Here is a 16,323-nt window from a genome sequence, read left to right on the forward strand (position 1 = left end):
CTTAGCCAGGTGATAGATCGCTGTAAATCAGGTATCAGAATGGGTAGAACTCGGATTTTCATGCCTGTTTGTTCCTGTTAAGCATTAAAAACCTGACTTAAAAACGTAATGCACAGAATATTCAAACGCCATATTGGAATCATCAGGCAAAAAAAGATAAAAAAAATGTCCTGCAGGAATGCTGCAGGACAGTATTGATCGATGTAATAAATATAGCAGTTTAGTTAAATTAACATGCCTTTACAGCGGGCTTACCAGCTCCAGGAACCAGTCTTTTACTTCACCTTCCAGATAAGGCGCCAGTTTTTCTTCACAGGTTTTGTGATAGCTGTTGAGCCATTCAATTTCCTGTTCAGAAAGGATTTCTTTTACGATGGTATCTTTGAAGAACGGGCAGAATGTTAAGGTTTCAAACTCATAAAAAGTCCCGAAATCCGTTTGCTCCGCTTCTTTTACGGCAATCAGGTTTTCATGGCGGATGCCGTACTGCCCTTCCACATAAAACCCGGGCTCATTGGAACATACCATTCCCGGGAGAAGCTCCTGCGGGTTCATGTCTTTCCTGATGTTCTGCGGGCCTTCATGCACATTCATAAAGCTTCCCACACCGTGGCCGGTTCCGTGGTTATAGTCTTTTCCGTGCATCCACAACGGCAGCCTGGCAATGGCATCAAGCTGTACGCCGCGCGTTCCCCTCGGGAATTTTACCATGGACAGGCGGATCAGGCCCTGCAGTACCAAGGTAGAATTCATCCTGAACTCATCAGACACGGCACCTAACGCCAGCGTCCGTGTGATATCCGTGGTTCCTTCCAGATACTGTCCTCCGGAATCCACTAAGATGCTTGAGTCATTGGTTACCTCATTGCTGCCTTCACTTTTTGCAGAATAGTGCATGATGGCACCGTTATCTTTATATCCTACAATGCTCCCGAAACTCTCTCCCACAAAGTTTTCTCCCTCCGCACGGAAGCCTTTCAGTTTTTCGCCGATGGAATATTCGGTCATGGATTCTTTTCCGGCGTTATGAATAAGCCAGTACAGGAATTTTACCATAGCCACGCCATCCCGTACCATAACGGTTCTGAAACCTTCCAGCTCAGTTTCATTTTTCTGGGCCTTCATCAGGTTGCCGGGAACTGCAGCTTTGATAAACTGGTTGTCTTCTTTTAATGTTTCGAAAATCGCTTGGTTGCTGTTAGGGGAAACCAGTACTTTTTCATTGCTAAATCCTTTCAGGCAGTTAAAAAACTCTTCATAAGGCTTCATTTTTACCCATGCATCTTCCATTTCTTTCCGCGATTCCACTTCAAGCTTTTCCAGGTCGGTAAACAACAGGGTTTCATTCTTGGTGATCACAATATACCCTAAAAACACCGGGTTGCTTTCCACATCGCTGCCTCTCAGGTTCAAAGTCCAGGCTACATCGTCCAGGCTCGAAATGATGTGTACCGTTGCTTCCTGCGTTTCCATTTTCTGGCGGATGGCAGCAATTTTATCGGCAACGGATTTTCCTGCTCTTTCCACAGGATGCACGAAAACAGGATTTTTGGAAGGCGTACCCCGTTCTTTCCAGATTTCTTTTAAAAGAGGAGCATCAGCCAGGGTAATTCCTTTTCCATTAAGCTTCCCGGTAAGCAGCTCCCAGTTGGCATGTGCTGTTGCCAGGGCATTTACTGCGACTTTACCATCGGCAGGAATTTCGGAAATAATCCAGTCGATATAATGGGGCGTATCTTCAAGCCCGTCCTTAAAAAGATCGATCCCTGAGCCTTCAAGCTCCTGGGCTGCCTGGGTATAATATCGTCCGTCCGTCCATAATCCTGCTTTGTCTCTGGTAACCACCACAAAACCTGCGGAACCCAAGAAACCTGACAGCCAGGCTCTCTCCTGCCATTCTGCGGGAAGGTATTCACTCATATGCGGGTCTGCAGAATATACGATAAATGCATCAACCTTATTTTTCTGCATTTCTTCACGAAGCACAGCTATTTTTTCCTTTGAAGTCATTTTTTAATAATTTTTAAAGAGGGGAAGTTACGAATTTTTAAAGTTTCAAAAGGGATTATGCCGGTTTTTTAAATGCTGCCTCTATAAGTTTGACCATTACTTTAAACCGCATTTTTTGCTTACACCGAACTTTTAATATCATTATCAGATTCAATTATATTCTGTCCCAATTATTTCGCCCCTGCTCGATCCGTTTTTAGAGCCTTCTTATATGAACTTCTCCAAAGAGGCTGTTTGAGCCTGTTCAGGCATTCAATATTATTAAACATTAACATTTTGGAAAGGTTATTGCTAGATGATGATTATGGAAAGCCAGAATTACAGAAACCACAGAAAATTTTATCCGCCCCATCATTTTATATACCTTCCCTTACTGCTGATTTTATTGGGTACGGGAATTTACAAAAGTATGGATGATGAGCAGAACCGGCTTTTGTGGATCCTGTTTTCCATCGTTCTCTTTCTGATTCTTTTCCTTGCCATTATGGTACGCCAGCATTATGCAATCGGGCTTCAGGACCGGATGGTGCGCTTAGAGTTCAGACAGCGGTATTTTGAGATTTTCGGGCAAACGTCAGACGGAACAGAAGATAAACTTACCTTCAGCCAGATAGCCGCCCTGCGGTTTGCTTATGACGATGAATTTAAAATCCTGCTGGAAAAAGCATTAAAGGAAAATACTTCCGGAGACGATATCAAAAAATCCATCACCCGATGGAAAGCCGATTATCAGAGAATTTAAAAATAAGATAAATAAAATACTAAACATTTAAAAACAGAATATTATGAAAAAATGGAGCTTATACAGTTTAATGACACTGGGTTTATTAACACTTACCAGCTGCGAGGCAGTAGAAACGATTTTTAAAGCCGGTATGTGGTGGGGAATCATTGTGGTAGTAGGTATCATCGCTATTATTTTATGGCTGTTTTCAAGAGGCAGGAAATAATCTAACCCTATCATCGATCTTATGGAAAATTCAGATTTAGAAATCATTTCCCATCTAAAGCCTTCGAAAATTATCAAAATCATGAAAGATCCTGTTGCTTCTGCAAAGGCGGTACATCTTATATATACCTCCGATGCAGAAACAGCCGGTATTACCCGGAAAAAGAAGGGCAAAAAATTTTCATATTATAAAGAAGGTGAAAAGATAAAGGACAAAGAAGAAATTACACGGATTAATAAGCTGGTGATTCCTCCGGCCTGGGAAAACGTATGGATCTGTGCCTTGGACAACGGCCATCTTCAGGCTACCGGAATCGATTTAAAAAGGAGGAAACAATACCGTTACCATCCTTTATGGAGTGCACTGAGAAACCATACAAAGTTTTACAGGATGCTCCAGTTCGGGTATGCACTCCCTGAAATACGCCTCCAGGTGGAAAAAGACCTGGCACTAAAGACATTTGAAAAAAGAAAAGTACTGGCCCTGATTGTCAGCCTGATGCAGCGTACGAATATCCGGATCGGGAACAATGCGTATGAGAAGCTGTACGGTTCTTTCGGGCTTACCACTCTAAAAGATAAGCATGTACAGATTAAAGGGCAGAAAATAAATTTTTCCTTTAAAGGCAAAAAAGGGGTCATGCATGATATTGACCTGAAAAGCAAGAGGCTGGCCCGCCTGGTGCAGAAATGCAAAGACATCCCCGGAAAGGAGCTTTTTCAATATATTGATGATGAAGGGAACCGGCATACCGTAGATTCCGGAATGGTGAATGAATACATCAAAGAATTAAGCGGGGAAGATTTTACGGCCAAAGACTTCAGAACATGGTCCGGAACGGTGAGTGCCTTGATTGCATTCAAGGAAATCGGCTATGCAGAAACCCATGCGGAATATAAGAAAAAAGTAAAGGAAGCCCTGGAAATCGTGGCATCCCACCTCGGAAATACCAGTACCGTATGCAGAAAATACTACGTGCATCCGCTGGTCATTAACCTTTATGAAAACAATACCATTAAAAAATACCTTGACGAGCTGGAGGAAATAGAACAGAACGACGGGAAAGCAGATTTGACCCATGAAGAAAAACTGGTGCTTAAAATTCTGGAAACCGAAAAAATGTAGTTTTTGATGTAATTTCAAAAACTGCATTTTTTTCTGCTAAACCTCTAATTTTATCCACTGCAAGTTTAACTGTCCAGCCTGATCGAAAGACAAGAAGCAGGGGAATTTTTAAAATTAATTAAAAATTTTTGTTGAAATTGAACTTTAAAGCGGTAAGAAATTAACATCATCTTAAGCAGCTTAATAGGTTCAAACCAACCTAAGCAAACCTGCTTATTTAATATTACAGACTTTAGCCGATGACCTATTCGGCTTTTTCAGTTCCAAGATCTGTCTTTATTCAATATTATTTTATCTGGTCATCATTACGTTCTCTTCTCTTTAAGCACACTGCCATTTTATTCCTTTCAAAGCGTCATTTAAGAATTAAGTTCCAACCGCAGAACTATCAATCTTTATTTGTAAGATACTTCAACTTATGCCACTATTCATGATCTATTTTTTTACACATTATGCAAAAAATTCCTGTGAAAGGTTCAAAAGTACAAACACGGTTTTCTTTATGTTGATATTTTGATCGGTATTATTACAGGTATTCCTGCAATTATAAGGACGAAGTATTTACAGGAATTGTTCCTTTGAAAAGTAAAGTGTAAATTTGTATTATCAGTATTTAAATTAAAACATATATTTATGTCTAAAGCAATATCGCAGGTACCCTTTGCAGTTAATGAACCGGTAAATTCTTATGTACCAGGTTCTTCAGAAGTAAAAAGTCTGATCGCCCAGTATAAAAAAATGTGGGCTGAAAAGATAGAAATCCCGATGGTAATTGACGGAAAGGAAGTAAAAACGGGCGACAAAGTCCAGTTACAGTCTCCTCAGGACCATAAACACGATTTCGGTTTTTACCACAGAGGTACGATGCAGCATGTGGATGATGCCATAAACGCAGCACTGGCTGCAAAAAAAGCATGGAACGAACTGGGATGGGAACACCGTGCAGCTATTTTCCTGAAAGCCGCTGATTTACTGGCCGGCCCTTACCGTGACGTGATCAATGCGGCGACCATGATCGGACAGTCTAAGAACGTTCACCAGGCTGAAATTGACGCTGCCTGCGAGCTGATTGATTTTTTAAGGTTCAATGTGGAATTTATGACCGAAATGTATTCTGAGCAGCCGGTTTCTGACAGCGGGATCTGGAACCGTGTAGAGTACAGGCCGTTGGAAGGATTCTGCTTTGCAGTAACACCTTTCAATTTTACGGCGATTTCCGGTAACCTTCCCGCCTGTATGGCCATGCTTGGAAATGTAGTGGTATGGAAGCCGTCTGACAAGCAGGTCTATTCGGCAAAAGTAATCATGGATGTGCTTACGGAAGCCGGGCTTCCTGCAGGGGTAATCAATATGATTTTCACGGACGGAAAAGAAACGGCTGAAAAAGTACTGGCACACAGGGATTTTGCAGGACTTCACTTTACCGGTTCTACCAAAGTATTCCAGGGAATGTGGAAGATGATCGGTGATAATATTCATAACTACAGAACCTACCCGAGGATTGTCGGTGAAACCGGAGGGAAAGACTTTGTGGTTGCCCACCCGTCTGCCAATGTGGAAGCGGTGGCTACGGCTCTGGTAAGAGGCTCTTTTGAATATCAGGGACAAAAATGTTCTGCGGCTTCCAGGGCTTATATTCCGCAGTCGCTTTGGGCGGATGTGAAAAAAGTGATGGAAACCCAGATCACTTCAATCAAAATCGGTTCTCCGGAAGATCCTTCCAACTTTGTGAATGCGGTAATTGATAAAAATTCTTTTGAAAAATGCAAAGGTTATATTGACAGAGCGAATGAATCCGGTGAAGCCAGCGTGGCAATCGGCGGGAAAACTGACGATTCCAAAGGCTGGTTTGTACACCCGACAGTCATTGAAACTGCCAATCCTCAGTACGAAAGCATGGTAGAGGAAATCTTCGGCCCGATCTTATCGGTTTACGTATACGAAGACCAGGACTGGAAAGAAACGCTTGAACTGGTAGATTCCTCTTCTCCATATTCTTTGACAGGATCTGTTTTTGCACAGGACCGTTACGCGATTAACGAAGCTTTCAAGGCACTGGAAAACGCTTCAGGAAACTTCTACATCAATGACAAGCCAACCGGTGCCGTAGTAGGCCAGCAGCCTTTCGGTGGCGGCAGGGCTTCCGGAACCAATGATAAAGCAGGATCTAAAATGAACCTGTTGAGATGGACTTCGGTAAGAAGCATCAAAGAAACTTTTGTTTCGCCTAAAGATTACAGATACCCTTATCTGGGATAATCTGAGTATCTGCAGATAACAATAACAGATAAAGCACAATATGTAATTGTTCAGCAAGTACATACGATCCCTGGAATTTATACTCCAGGGATTTTTAATATCCATCAGCACAGGTTATTGATAAAATTATATTTTCATGTTCTGTAAAGCCTATACCGGCTTTACAGAATATTTTTTTGGAATAGTTATTGATTATTACTGATTTCACACTAAAAAATAAAATATTATGAAAAAATTAATGCTGGCAGCAGTTGCACTCGGATTAGTGACCATCAGCTGCGGAACCAAGGAATCTTCAATGTCGACGGGTAGTACAGACTCAACGGCAGCAGTAGACAATACCATGCAGAGCACACCGGCAACCACCGATTCGATGACGACTAACAGCAATATGTCCAGTCCGGACAGTATGAAAATGGGGACAGACTCATCAGCTACTGCAACACCGGCAAGGTAAATTCATTTTACCTGTATTTTAAAAATCCACGAATTGTTTTGTGGATTTTTTTTAGTCCTGTACTCAGGGCTGGGTGTTGCGATTGTTTCCATTAAAACAGACTATCGATCATCCCATTGAAGTTTACAAGCTATCTTTTATCTTTTATCTTTTATCTTTTATCTTTTATCTTAATTGATTATATTTGATTGTACAAAACATTAAAGAACTGTTATGAAAAAATTATTGGCGATCGCTGTTTTAAGCGGTCTTTTTTTAGGGAGCTGTGCCCAGAATAAGGAAAAAAGAGAAGAATTTAAAGATGAGCACAATAAAGACCATATGAGAAATGATATGGGCGAAAGTGCAGCCTCCCATTCTGAATCTGCTACAGCAGACAGCATGAAAATGAAAGCTGACACGGCAGCAGTAAAATAAAAACCAGCCGCAGGATCTATTTCTGCGGTTTTTCATTTTAAAACCGGCTTACATTCAGATGATTTTCAGTTAAAAATCATTGTTCCGGGATTAAAATTCAATAAGACCAATTTCCTTTTTTAATTTTCCTCAAAATATATTTTAACGGAAATTCATAATGCATATTAATTTTTTTCAGTGAAATATAGCCGGTTAACGGATTTATTACCGTCATTTAATCATTTAACTTAAACCGGAAAAAATAATCTAATCCACGCTGTAACTATTTTTACGATACACAGACTTATGTATTACCATAATTATTACATTTGTAATCAATAAAACGTATTATGAAAAAACTGACAATATTTTCCGCCCTTTTTATCGGAGCCATGACGCTGGCGCAGGGGATTAAATTTGAAGATACCAACTTCTCTTCTATCCTGGCAAAAGCCAAAAAAGAAAACAAGCTTATATTCGTGGATGCCTACGCTTCATGGTGCGGACCGTGCAAGCTGATGGTGAAAAACGTATTCCCTCAGAAAGCTGTGGGAGATTACTACAACTCAAATTTCGTTAATGCCAAGATTGACATGGAAAAAGGCGAAGGCGTTGATCTTGCCAAAAAATACAATGTAAAAGCCTTCCCTACCTATCTTTTCATAGACGGGAACGGTGAAGTGGTACACAGAACATTGGGATATGTGGAGGAAAAGGATTTTATCCAGTTTGCAAAAGATGCCGGCGACCCTGCAAAAAGATTAGGCACATTGAAGCAGAAATTCGAGGCCGGTGAAAAAGATCCTGAGTTCCTTAAAAACCTGGCCGGGCTTACCATGTACAATGATGCTGAATTTTCAGCAAAAGTAATGGAACGCTACTTCAACGGTAAAACGGAGCTGGATAAGGAGGATGTTCAGATGCTTCTTGCCGGGACACAGAGCACAGACAGCCCGCTGTATAAAACCTTCCAGGCAAAAAAAGCAGAGATCACGAAAATCCTTCCGGCAGACAGATATGAAGCATTCGACAAGAATATAAAACTTAATACGATCATCAAAAAATCGTACAATGCAGAGACAAAGAAATGGAATGACCAGTATTTCATGACAGAAGCGCAGAAATTCATGACAAAAGATGAGGCTGTGAAAATCCAGACCAAAGTAAAAGCAGGAAGAGCATTAAAAGATAAAGATATCTCTACTTATGAAAAACTGACAATAGACCTCTACAGGGATCAGTCAGCAGTAAGTTCTGAGGAGCTGAATTCAATTGCATGGAACTTTTTCGAGAATGTATCCAACAAGGAATCCCTGCAGAAAGCGGTAACCTGGGCACAGGAATCCGTAAAGAAACAGGAGAATTCAGCAAATACCGATACCCTGGCTAACCTTTACAACAAGATCGGGGATAAGAAAAATGCCAGAATATGGGCTGAGAAGTCTGTACAGCTGGCTAAAAGTACAGGAGAAGATGCTTCCGATACGGAAAAGCTGCTGAAAAGCTTACAAGTTCAATAGAATATAATTTATAAAGGCTACCGCATTGCAGTAGCCTTTTCATTTAAATAAATTTGATTATTCCTTTTTATTATGATTGAAGTAAGCTGTTAATCTAAGTGATTATTATTACTTCTATGCATTTTTTCGATTTTTCCTTTCAATTCTTTAGGGGTAGTTCTTCCTGTAGCTATAAAATAAGCTCCTGCCGGGTCATTCTGGTAATCAATCCTCTTTTTTAAAAATCTTTGATAATCTGTATTGATTGCGTTTTTAATGGGTGCAATTAACTCACTTACATTTTTCAGTTTTACCAATGTGAAATGAAAAAAATCTTTATCATCATAAGCTTCAATAACTAAACCGGGCAGTCCTTTAAAAGTATAAGGTCCTTCGGGAACAGGAATCTCTTCTGTATACCATGCTGTCATATTTTTATTATGATATTTTCCTACTGCTTTTCTGCATTTGTAAGTACTTATTATTTTAGTCTCATTTAGTAACGTCCAGTTTATTTTCTGATCAGATTCATAAACATAGTTTACATTTAAAACTTTATCAAAAATTTCTAATTTGTTTCCAATTTTGAGTACTTCAGGAATAAAATGAGCTCTTGGAATTTTTGAGAAATCAAGAATAACTCTTCCATTTACCGGATTTTGAAAACTATTTCTGGCTGATTCTTTAGCCAAAGAATCATATCTGGCTTTCTGATCACTTTTAAAAATAGAAATATTTTTACCAATCCACAAACTTGTTATTTCTTCTTTCTTGGTATTGCTATCTGTTGTGTCTATTAAAAATTTTGTTAGATAATTACATTTGATATTGGAATTTTCAAAGTTTTGAGCGGAAAACAGATTAACAAAAAATAATAAAATGAAAAGAAATATTCGCATAATCTAATTTGTATTTAAAGAAAACTCAGTTCAGAGACTTTCTTTGATTTATATTTATTATCCACCACAGAAATGAAATATTGCCATTTCAACATTCTCATTCATGCAATTCCAAGCGTCATCCCATGTTGGAACACCTGTACCTTCACCCCAGCAAACTTGATCATTAATAAAAAAATCCTGACAAGGAATCCACATTGAATATTCGAAACATCGCATTCTAAATACCTCAGATTCTGAGCATTCACTTTCTTGAACTGTTTCCTGTTTTTCTTTAGTAGGTTTGCTTTTTTCAACGTTTTTTGCGCTTACCAATCCGGCAATTCCGAAAGCGGTCCATAAAATAATTTTTTTCATTTGGGTTGAAATTTAAAATTAAACTAATTTTTTTACACTAAAAATATTTCGCGAAACTTTTCCCAAAAATAAAACCCTGTTTCCTGGCTGGCAATTCCGTACAGAATAAAAAGCTATTCCATTTGGAATAAAAAGATTATGACAAAAAGATTATCTTTACATTTCAATTTTCAAACATGATGAATAACAGTGTTGGTTTTAAGATAAAAAAGCTGAGGGAACAGAAAGAAATGTCTCAGGAAGACCTGGCTTTCCGGCTGGATGTTTCACAAAGCTACCTCAGCAAAATAGAAAACGGCAGCATTGAAAAGCTGGACTTTATTTTTATGCAGAAAATTGCCGACTTCTTTAAAGTGGAACCGCAGTATTTTTTAGAAGGTGACACAATCGTCAATAATAATATTGAAAAAAGCAGTAACTCTTCTGTAGGAAATATTGGTGATACGACTATCAACAATAATACTGATCAGGCTTTATTGGAAAATGTTATCAATAACCAACATCAGATTAACCGGTTGATGGAAATGCAGAATAAGCTCATTCAAAAACTGTTAAAAGATTAACGTCACAGCAAAGCATAAAAAATCCGCTGTCTTTTTCAGACAGCGGATTTTTATTTCAAAACGCTTTTATATTAATATTCAAACAGAACGCTTCCCCACGTAAAGCCGCTTCCGAAAGCGGAAAGAAGGACCAGGTCTCCCCTTCTGACTTTTCCCAGCTCAATGGCTTCGCTTAATGCAATGGGAATGGAGGCTGCTGTTGTATTGCCATATTTCTGGATGTTGTTATGGATCTTGTCATCCGGCAGCCCGAATTTCTGCTGCACAAACTGGGCAATCCTTAGGTTGGCCTGGTGCGGGATAAACATATCCAGATCTTCAATGGTCTTCCCGGCTTTATCCAAGGCTTCCTGCATGGTTTCCGGGAATCTTGTTACGGCATTTTTAAACACGAAATTCCCGTTCATGATCGGGTACACTTCTTTATCGGTCACATGTTCAGGCTCTTTCCTCATGCGGTCGCTCCATCCGAATTTAGAACCCGGAAACTGCGTACACAGCTCATCTGCAAATTTCCCTTCCGAGTGCATATTGACGGCCAGGATATCTCCTACATTGTCATCTATCGTGGCAGAAAGAACCATGGCTCCTGCACCGTCTCCGAATATAACGGAAACACCCCTTCCTTCATCTGAAAAATCCAGTCCGAAAGAATGGACCTCAGCCCCTACCACCAGGATATTTTTATAGGTTCCCGATTTAATAAAGGCATTGGCCACGCTCATTGCATAAATGAACCCTGAGCACTGGTTCCTTACATCCAGCGCCCCGATGGTGCCACATCCCAGCATATCCTGCAGCAGGACACCACAGCCCGGGAAATAATAATCCGGAGAAAGGGTGGCAAAAATAATATAGTCAATATCCTGGGCCGTCAGCCCGGCATTTTCAATTGCTTTTTCTGAAGCTTTAAACCCTAAGTACGCAGTGGTTTCCTGAGAATCGTTCCGGTTCTTGCGGTGCCTTCGCTCCTTGATCCCCGTTCGTTCCGTAATCCATTCGTCATTGGTGGTCATTAATGCAGCTAAATCATCATTCGTAACAACGTTATCCGGAACATAGAATCCGATTCCTTTTATTGTACTTTTAATCATATAGTTTTTTAATTTTAACAAAGATAAACTTATTTAATACATAGTTTTTTAAAATAATGCTATTTTTACGGTATGCCAATTGATACAATTTACAGGGATTCCCAATGCGAATGGGTGGATGTGGAGGCCCCTACCGAGGAAGACATCAGCTATCTACACGAACGGTATGAAATCAATAATCTGCTTCTGGAAGATACCCTGGACCCGAACCACTTACCCAAATACGAAGAGAGCGGGAACATCCGGTTTTTCCTTCTGCGTGAGAGCACTGAACTGGAGCGCAAGAACCTCAATACCATCAGTGACATCAGCACCAAAATCGGAATTTTTCTGTTAGGGCGTACCATCATCACCGTACACCGCATGAAAACGAAGAGCATTTCTGAAACCAAAAAGCAGGTTTCTGTCGGGAAAGATGAGACAACACCCGAAAATATCGCTCTGAAAATTGCTTTGCTGATTATGAAAAGTTTTGATGATGAATCGGTCAGCCTGTTTGAGACCATGGATAATATTGAAAATGAAATTTTCCTCAAAAACACGAACCATACCAATCAGATCAAAAGATTATACAAGCTGAAGCGGAAATCGGGACTGAATTTCAGGGTGCTGACCATTTCTGCGGATGCCATTGATAAATTCAAGCTCCTGGGCCTTCAGGAATCCGAATTTTTTGATCTCAAGGATAAACACAAAGACGTAGTTGCCGATTTTGACCATCTGAATATCCAGATTACCAACCTTATTTCCATGTTCCTGGCACTGTCTGACCAGAAAGCGAACCAGGTAATGAAAGTACTGGCGATCTACTCGGTTTACTTTTTGCCGATCACTTTTATTGCCGGACTGTATGGGATGAACTTTGATAACATGCCTGAGCTGCACCAAAAAAACGGATATTTTTTCACCCTGGGATTAATGGCGGTCGTTGTAATCTGTACATTTATCTATGCGCGCCGGAAGCAATGGTAACCGGATGCTCTAATTTGAAAATATTGGCCTGAATTTATATGTATTTAATTTTAAAACAAATAAACAATCACAGGATCTGCTTAATTTTAACGGGATTAATGTAAATATGAAACCTTCTGCTGTTTGACTCATCATTAATCATCGTCTGGAAGTTTCAAATTATACTAAGGTGATTCCGGGATATTTACAGTATTAAAGATGAAGCCCTGATGATCACAGCATAGAATTAAGCCTGTCCGTTATAAAATTTAAAACACCAGATACACCGGCCATGAAACCTGAAACCCTGAAAACCATTCTTGAAGACCCGATGCTCTCGCCCCAATCCAAAGAAAAACTCAAGGCCCTGTACACAAATGTTTCGGCTAAGGAATTTTCTGATATACTGGATGCGGAGGGCCATCAATATGTGGAATTTGTGCAGGAAGGCGGCGGGGTCTGGGGAAGTGCGCTGGTAGGTTATCTTTACGGACTGGAAATTTTCGGGATCCGGTTCCTGAAAGTGGCCGGTACAAGTGCCGGAGCCATTAACACCATGCTGATTGCGGCCTGTAAAACCAAGGAAGAATCCAAAAGCGAAGTGATCAGGGAGATCCTGCTCAACTGGAATTTTGCCGATTTCATGGATGGCAGACCGTATGTAAGAAAGACCATCTACGCGATGCTCAAGAACAAAAACTTCCTGAAGATCAATATCTATACTGCCATCGCCGTTCTTATTTTCTTTGGGATCCTGGCCTTTGTTTTTCCCACGAAAGCCATCTGGGAGACAAAAATACTCTTCGCCGTTCCTTTACTGCTGGTAGTCATCGGAGCCGCATACCTGGCGAAGCTTTATTCTGATCTTAAAAAAGGAAATTCAGGACTTAATCCGGGAAATACGTTCCTGAACCGGATGAAAGAGGTGCTGGAAGGATTCGGGATTAAAACCGTTGCCCAGCTTAATGAAAAGTTTGTACAGTCCGGGAAGAACCTTCAGCTTGATTACCGCTACGGAAACGGTACGGAATATTATGATATTGCCCTGAAAAGCATTGAAGAGATCCGGGAAAACAACAACAAGCACATCGACGAAATCCGGTACCGCATTTTTTTTGACAGTACGGTAAACAATGAGTATTATAAAAAAGACCCTTTCTATCTTTTAAAATCCGAATACATTGTTGTTACCACCGATATCAATGCCAAAATAAAGGTTGAGCTGCCTACGATGGCCAATCTGTACTGGTCTGAAGAGGAATTGAAGCACATCAGCCCGGCAGAGTTTGTGCGTGCTTCCATGTCGGTCCCGTTCTTTTTCGAGCCGATGCAGAAAAGGATCAATAAAGAGGACGACTCGGTAAAATACGCCTGGAAATTCTGGATGAACACCCAGGAAGAATCCATTAACCCCGTCGGGATTTTTATCGATGGCGGGAGTATTTCCAATTTTCCGATCGACCTTTTCCATGCTGCCGATATTTTTTATCCGCGGATGCCTCTGTTCGGGGTACAGCTGACCAGCGACTCCGATATCCTTTCTGAAAAAGGAAAAACCAGTGAAGAGATTTTAAAATCGCCTTTTACTTACGCCGGAAATATCATTGATACCTTAAAAGGCTTTAACGACAAAACTTTTCTCACCAAGCATACCTTTTACCACCTGTTCAGCATCCAGACCGTTAACTGCGGCACCAGCAGCTGGCTGAATTTCTTTATGAAGCGTGAAGAAAAAGAGGAGCTTTTCAACCGCGGCTTCCAGGCTGCCCTGGATTTCCTCAATAATTTCGACTGGCAGAAATACAAATGCGAAAGAATGATGCTGTCCATGAAAGAAAAAAAGATTTTAAAAGAGGAGGATACGCCGACGGTGGGATAATAAAAATTTAATTAAGTAACAAAATCATGACCAATAGAACAGACTTAAGAGAGACGCTCAACATTCTGAATTCCGAAACAACCACTTCGCAGGAAGCCTTTCAGAACCAGACGCTGCGCCCCGTTTTAAAGCTACAAAATGACCTTTACCGGTCATTATTTATCAGCTATGCCATCCGCCAGAATGCAGATTTTAATGCTTTGTCTGCAGCGAAAAAAAACAGTTTCATCGAACAAAGCGTACAGAAGGACAGCACATTGAAGAATATGTTCATCGGAATGACCATCGGGATGTTCAACTTACAGGAATTGGAAGTGTACCATTCCGACAGCAAAGTTTTTAACAAAAGGATTATTACCATGTTAATAGAAAGACTGAAGAGTCAGATAAAATAATAACGTATGAAATACATCTGCAAATGTTGCGGCGAAGAAAAAGAAGATTAGCCCGCAATAGTTTATCATTCGCCGTTTCCGTATAGCAATCTTTCGGATAAAGACCTAGAGAACGCCAAACTAAGTTCTGACTTTTGTGTAATACAATATCTTGATGAAATATGCTATTTTATCAGAGCCGTACTCGTACAGAAAGTCACTGAAAGCTGTCAGGACCTGGAATACGGAGTTTGGGTTTCATTAAGCGAAAAGAGCTATGATGAATACGTAGAAAATTACGATAACGAAAATTTTGAAGAAGGATATTTTGGTTGGTTAGCCAATTATCTACCGGATTACGAATTCGATCAGACAATTCCAGCTGATGTTATTGTTAACAACAAAATGGGAAGGCCCTTAATTTATCCTCATGAAAGTCAGGATCATCCTTTCATTAAAGATTTTTACAGTGGAATTTCAGGAAAAGAGGCAGAAATAAGAATTAATAAAGTACTGAATAAATAAAAACACAAATACCAGTTTACATTAAATTTTGAAATCAATGTGGAAAGATCTGCTTTGGATAACATCTGTACGATTGTAAAATTTAAAGATAAAAAATTTTCAGATGTTGAAGAAAGAAGCCGTAGAATTACATAAATTTAAGAACAAATATATCCGCTAAAAAAGATTCCATCAAGATTTTCCTTTACTTCACAATATTGCCGATGATAATCCGCAGTCAGCCCACTACTCTTTTTTCCACATCGGTTCATGCTCCAAGACCTTCTTATAAACCGGGCAGTTTTCATCATGGGCGCCTTTCAGGTAGCCGATGCTCATCAGGAATTCATTCACGATTTCCCCGCCGGTAAACTTAAAGGTTTTCTTGAACAGTTTTATCCATTCCGGTAAAGCTTTCGGATGGTGGTGTTCCAGCCATTTTTCAAATGAACCGAATCCTTCCTGCAGCCCGGCAATGGTTTTTGCATTTTCAATCGCAGCGTTTACCTTCAGCCGGTTCCTGATAATGCCGGCGTCGCCCAGCAGCCTTTCGCGGTCGGTTTCTGTATAAGCGGCTACTTTCTGAATGTTAAAATTATCATATGCCTTCCGGAACCCTTCTTCTTTCTTTAAAATCGTTTCCCAGCTCAGTCCCGCCTGGTTGATCTCCATCACCAGCCTGCCGAACAGTTCATTGTCATCATGGATCGGGAAACCGTAATGATGGTCGTGGTATTTTTTGTGCAGCTCTTTTCTGCTTTCGGGCTGCATTCCTTCAATAATAGAACAATAGCTCATTTCAGTATGTTTTCGGTTTTTGTTAAAATTTTTCCATGGCTTTTACTATCAATCCCAATACGGTCTGCCAAAATGATCAGCCACCAGATATTTTCTGCTAATTACACTCAAATTCTTCTGCTGAATCGGGTTTTAGCCATGTTTTATCGTGTGATATTATTTCTATTCCATTAATTAAGCATGCATCTGTCAGAAAAGCCAAAGCATC

17 protein-coding genes are annotated in these 16,323 nt (G+C 40.2%); 12 read left to right on the plus strand and 5 right to left on the minus strand.

Annotated elements, in window-relative coordinates:
- Positions 1-240: 240 nt before the first annotated feature.
- On the minus strand, positions 241-2,010 hold the full coding sequence (locus SD427_RS13075) for an aminopeptidase P family protein (RefSeq protein WP_320558250.1): 1,770 nt from the start codon (positions 2,008-2,010) through the stop codon (positions 241-243).
- Positions 2,011-2,314: 304 nt separating this feature from the next.
- On the opposite strand from SD427_RS13075, the gene SD427_RS13080 reads away from it, so the two are divergent.
- The 7 genes from SD427_RS13080 (at position 2,315) to SD427_RS13110 (ending at position 8,717) form a co-directional block, all read left to right on the plus strand.
- Positions 2,315-2,752, plus strand: a complete 438-nt coding sequence (locus tag SD427_RS13080; protein ID WP_320558251.1) for a DUF6526 family protein — start codon at positions 2,315-2,317, stop codon at positions 2,750-2,752.
- Between the two features lie 43 nt (positions 2,753-2,795).
- Positions 2,796-2,960 (plus strand): hypothetical protein, encoded by a 165-nt coding sequence (locus tag SD427_RS13085; protein WP_056222968.1) that lies wholly within the window; start codon positions 2,796-2,798, stop codon positions 2,958-2,960.
- Positions 2,961-2,981: 21 nt separating this feature from the next.
- Positions 2,982-4,085, plus strand: coding sequence for a DNA topoisomerase IB (locus SD427_RS13090; RefSeq protein WP_320558252.1), 1,104 nt, complete (start codon positions 2,982-2,984; stop codon positions 4,083-4,085).
- Positions 4,086-4,718: 633 nt separating this feature from the next.
- Positions 4,719-6,344 (plus strand): L-glutamate gamma-semialdehyde dehydrogenase, encoded by a 1,626-nt coding sequence (gene pruA / locus SD427_RS13095; RefSeq protein WP_320558253.1) that lies wholly within the window; start codon positions 4,719-4,721, stop codon positions 6,342-6,344.
- 226 nt (positions 6,345-6,570) lie between these two features.
- Complete coding sequence (locus SD427_RS13100) at positions 6,571-6,801, plus strand: cytochrome C551 (protein ID WP_320558254.1); 231 nt, start codon at positions 6,571-6,573, stop codon at positions 6,799-6,801.
- 213 nt (positions 6,802-7,014) lie between these two features.
- Entirely contained in the window at positions 7,015-7,218 is a 204-nt protein-coding gene (locus SD427_RS13105; RefSeq protein ID WP_320558255.1) for a hypothetical protein, read from the plus strand.
- Between the two features lie 329 nt (positions 7,219-7,547).
- The gene (locus SD427_RS13110) at positions 7,548-8,717 is read left to right on the plus strand and encodes a thioredoxin fold domain-containing protein (RefSeq protein WP_320558256.1); all 1,170 of its coding nucleotides are present in this window, start codon (positions 7,548-7,550) and stop codon (positions 8,715-8,717) included.
- An 89-nt stretch (positions 8,718-8,806) separates the two neighbouring features.
- On the opposite strand, the gene SD427_RS13115 is transcribed toward SD427_RS13110, so the two are convergent.
- The gene (locus tag SD427_RS13115) at positions 8,807-9,595 is read right to left on the minus strand and encodes a GLPGLI family protein (protein ID WP_320558257.1); all 789 of its coding nucleotides are present in this window, start codon (positions 9,593-9,595) and stop codon (positions 8,807-8,809) included.
- Between the two features lie 57 nt (positions 9,596-9,652).
- Positions 9,653-9,952 carry a hypothetical protein gene (locus SD427_RS13120; protein ID WP_320558258.1) on the minus strand — a complete coding sequence of 100 codons (300 nt, stop codon included), beginning with the start codon at positions 9,950-9,952 and terminating at the stop codon, positions 9,653-9,655.
- A gap of 176 nt (positions 9,953-10,128) precedes the next feature.
- Here SD427_RS13120 and SD427_RS13125 point away from each other — a divergent pair, with 176 nt between their 5' ends.
- Positions 10,129-10,515 (plus strand): helix-turn-helix transcriptional regulator, encoded by a 387-nt coding sequence (locus SD427_RS13125; RefSeq protein WP_320558259.1) that lies wholly within the window; start codon positions 10,129-10,131, stop codon positions 10,513-10,515.
- Positions 10,516-10,586: 71 nt separating this feature from the next.
- Here SD427_RS13125 and SD427_RS13130 read toward each other — a convergent pair whose 3' ends face one another.
- A complete protein-coding gene (locus SD427_RS13130) occupies positions 10,587-11,609 on the minus strand; it encodes a beta-ketoacyl-ACP synthase III (RefSeq protein WP_320558260.1) in 1,023 nt (340 codons plus the stop codon).
- A 72-nt stretch (positions 11,610-11,681) separates the two neighbouring features.
- Here SD427_RS13130 and SD427_RS13135 point away from each other — a divergent pair, with 72 nt between their 5' ends.
- From SD427_RS13135 to SD427_RS13150, 4 genes are all read left to right on the plus strand, one after another.
- Positions 11,682-12,581 (plus strand): CorA family divalent cation transporter, encoded by a 900-nt coding sequence (locus SD427_RS13135; RefSeq protein ID WP_320558261.1) that lies wholly within the window; start codon positions 11,682-11,684, stop codon positions 12,579-12,581.
- Between the two features lie 271 nt (positions 12,582-12,852).
- Positions 12,853-14,439 carry a patatin-like phospholipase family protein gene (locus tag SD427_RS13140; protein ID WP_320558262.1) on the plus strand — a complete coding sequence of 529 codons (1,587 nt, stop codon included), beginning with the start codon at positions 12,853-12,855 and terminating at the stop codon, positions 14,437-14,439.
- 26 nt (positions 14,440-14,465) lie between these two features.
- A complete protein-coding gene (locus SD427_RS13145; protein ID WP_320558263.1) occupies positions 14,466-14,834 on the plus strand; it encodes a glyoxalase in 369 nt (122 codons plus the stop codon).
- Between the two features lie 57 nt (positions 14,835-14,891).
- A complete protein-coding gene (locus SD427_RS13150) occupies positions 14,892-15,338 on the plus strand; it encodes a DUF2199 domain-containing protein (RefSeq protein WP_320561045.1) in 447 nt (148 codons plus the stop codon).
- 225 nt (positions 15,339-15,563) lie between these two features.
- Here SD427_RS13150 and SD427_RS13155 read toward each other — a convergent pair whose 3' ends face one another.
- Entirely contained in the window at positions 15,564-16,115 is a 552-nt protein-coding gene (locus SD427_RS13155) for a DNA-3-methyladenine glycosylase I (protein ID WP_320558264.1), read from the minus strand.
- Between the last annotated feature and the right edge of the window lie 208 nt (positions 16,116-16,323).

It is taken from the genome of Chryseobacterium sp. JJR-5R, from assembly GCF_034047335.1.
In the GTDB taxonomy this organism is placed as follows: domain Bacteria; phylum Bacteroidota; class Bacteroidia; order Flavobacteriales; family Weeksellaceae; genus Chryseobacterium.

What these genes read in the sequence shown, in the direction of transcription:
- SD427_RS13120 (WP_320558258.1), bottom strand. Translation starts at nt 9,952, where the DNA reads ATGAAAAAAATTATTTTATGGACCGCTTTCGGAATTGCCGGATTGGTA.
- SD427_RS13155 (WP_320558264.1), bottom strand. Translation starts at nt 16,115, where the DNA reads ATGAGCTATTGTTCTATTATTGAAGGAATGCAGCCCGAAAGCAGAAAA.
- SD427_RS13090 (WP_320558252.1), top strand. Translation starts at nt 2,982, where the DNA reads ATGGAAAATTCAGATTTAGAAATCATTTCCCATCTAAAGCCTTCGAAA.
- SD427_RS13085 (WP_056222968.1), top strand. Translation starts at nt 2,796, where the DNA reads ATGAAAAAATGGAGCTTATACAGTTTAATGACACTGGGTTTATTAACA.
- SD427_RS13080 (WP_320558251.1), top strand. Translation starts at nt 2,315, where the DNA reads ATGGAAAGCCAGAATTACAGAAACCACAGAAAATTTTATCCGCCCCAT.
- SD427_RS13105 (WP_320558255.1), top strand. Translation starts at nt 7,015, where the DNA reads ATGAAAAAATTATTGGCGATCGCTGTTTTAAGCGGTCTTTTTTTAGGG.
- SD427_RS13100 (WP_320558254.1), top strand. Translation starts at nt 6,571, where the DNA reads ATGAAAAAATTAATGCTGGCAGCAGTTGCACTCGGATTAGTGACCATC.
- pruA (WP_320558253.1), top strand. Translation starts at nt 4,719, where the DNA reads ATGTCTAAAGCAATATCGCAGGTACCCTTTGCAGTTAATGAACCGGTA.
- SD427_RS13075 (WP_320558250.1), bottom strand. Translation starts at nt 2,010, where the DNA reads ATGACTTCAAAGGAAAAAATAGCTGTGCTTCGTGAAGAAATGCAGAAA.
- SD427_RS13145 (WP_320558263.1), top strand. Translation starts at nt 14,466, where the DNA reads ATGACCAATAGAACAGACTTAAGAGAGACGCTCAACATTCTGAATTCC.
- SD427_RS13125 (WP_320558259.1), top strand. Translation starts at nt 10,129, where the DNA reads ATGATGAATAACAGTGTTGGTTTTAAGATAAAAAAGCTGAGGGAACAG.
- SD427_RS13130 (WP_320558260.1), bottom strand. Translation starts at nt 11,609, where the DNA reads ATGATTAAAAGTACAATAAAAGGAATCGGATTCTATGTTCCGGATAAC.
- SD427_RS13115 (WP_320558257.1), bottom strand. Translation starts at nt 9,595, where the DNA reads ATGCGAATATTTCTTTTCATTTTATTATTTTTTGTTAATCTGTTTTCC.
- SD427_RS13140 (WP_320558262.1), top strand. Translation starts at nt 12,853, where the DNA reads ATGAAACCTGAAACCCTGAAAACCATTCTTGAAGACCCGATGCTCTCG.
- SD427_RS13135 (WP_320558261.1), top strand. Translation starts at nt 11,682, where the DNA reads ATGCCAATTGATACAATTTACAGGGATTCCCAATGCGAATGGGTGGAT.
- SD427_RS13110 (WP_320558256.1), top strand. Translation starts at nt 7,548, where the DNA reads ATGAAAAAACTGACAATATTTTCCGCCCTTTTTATCGGAGCCATGACG.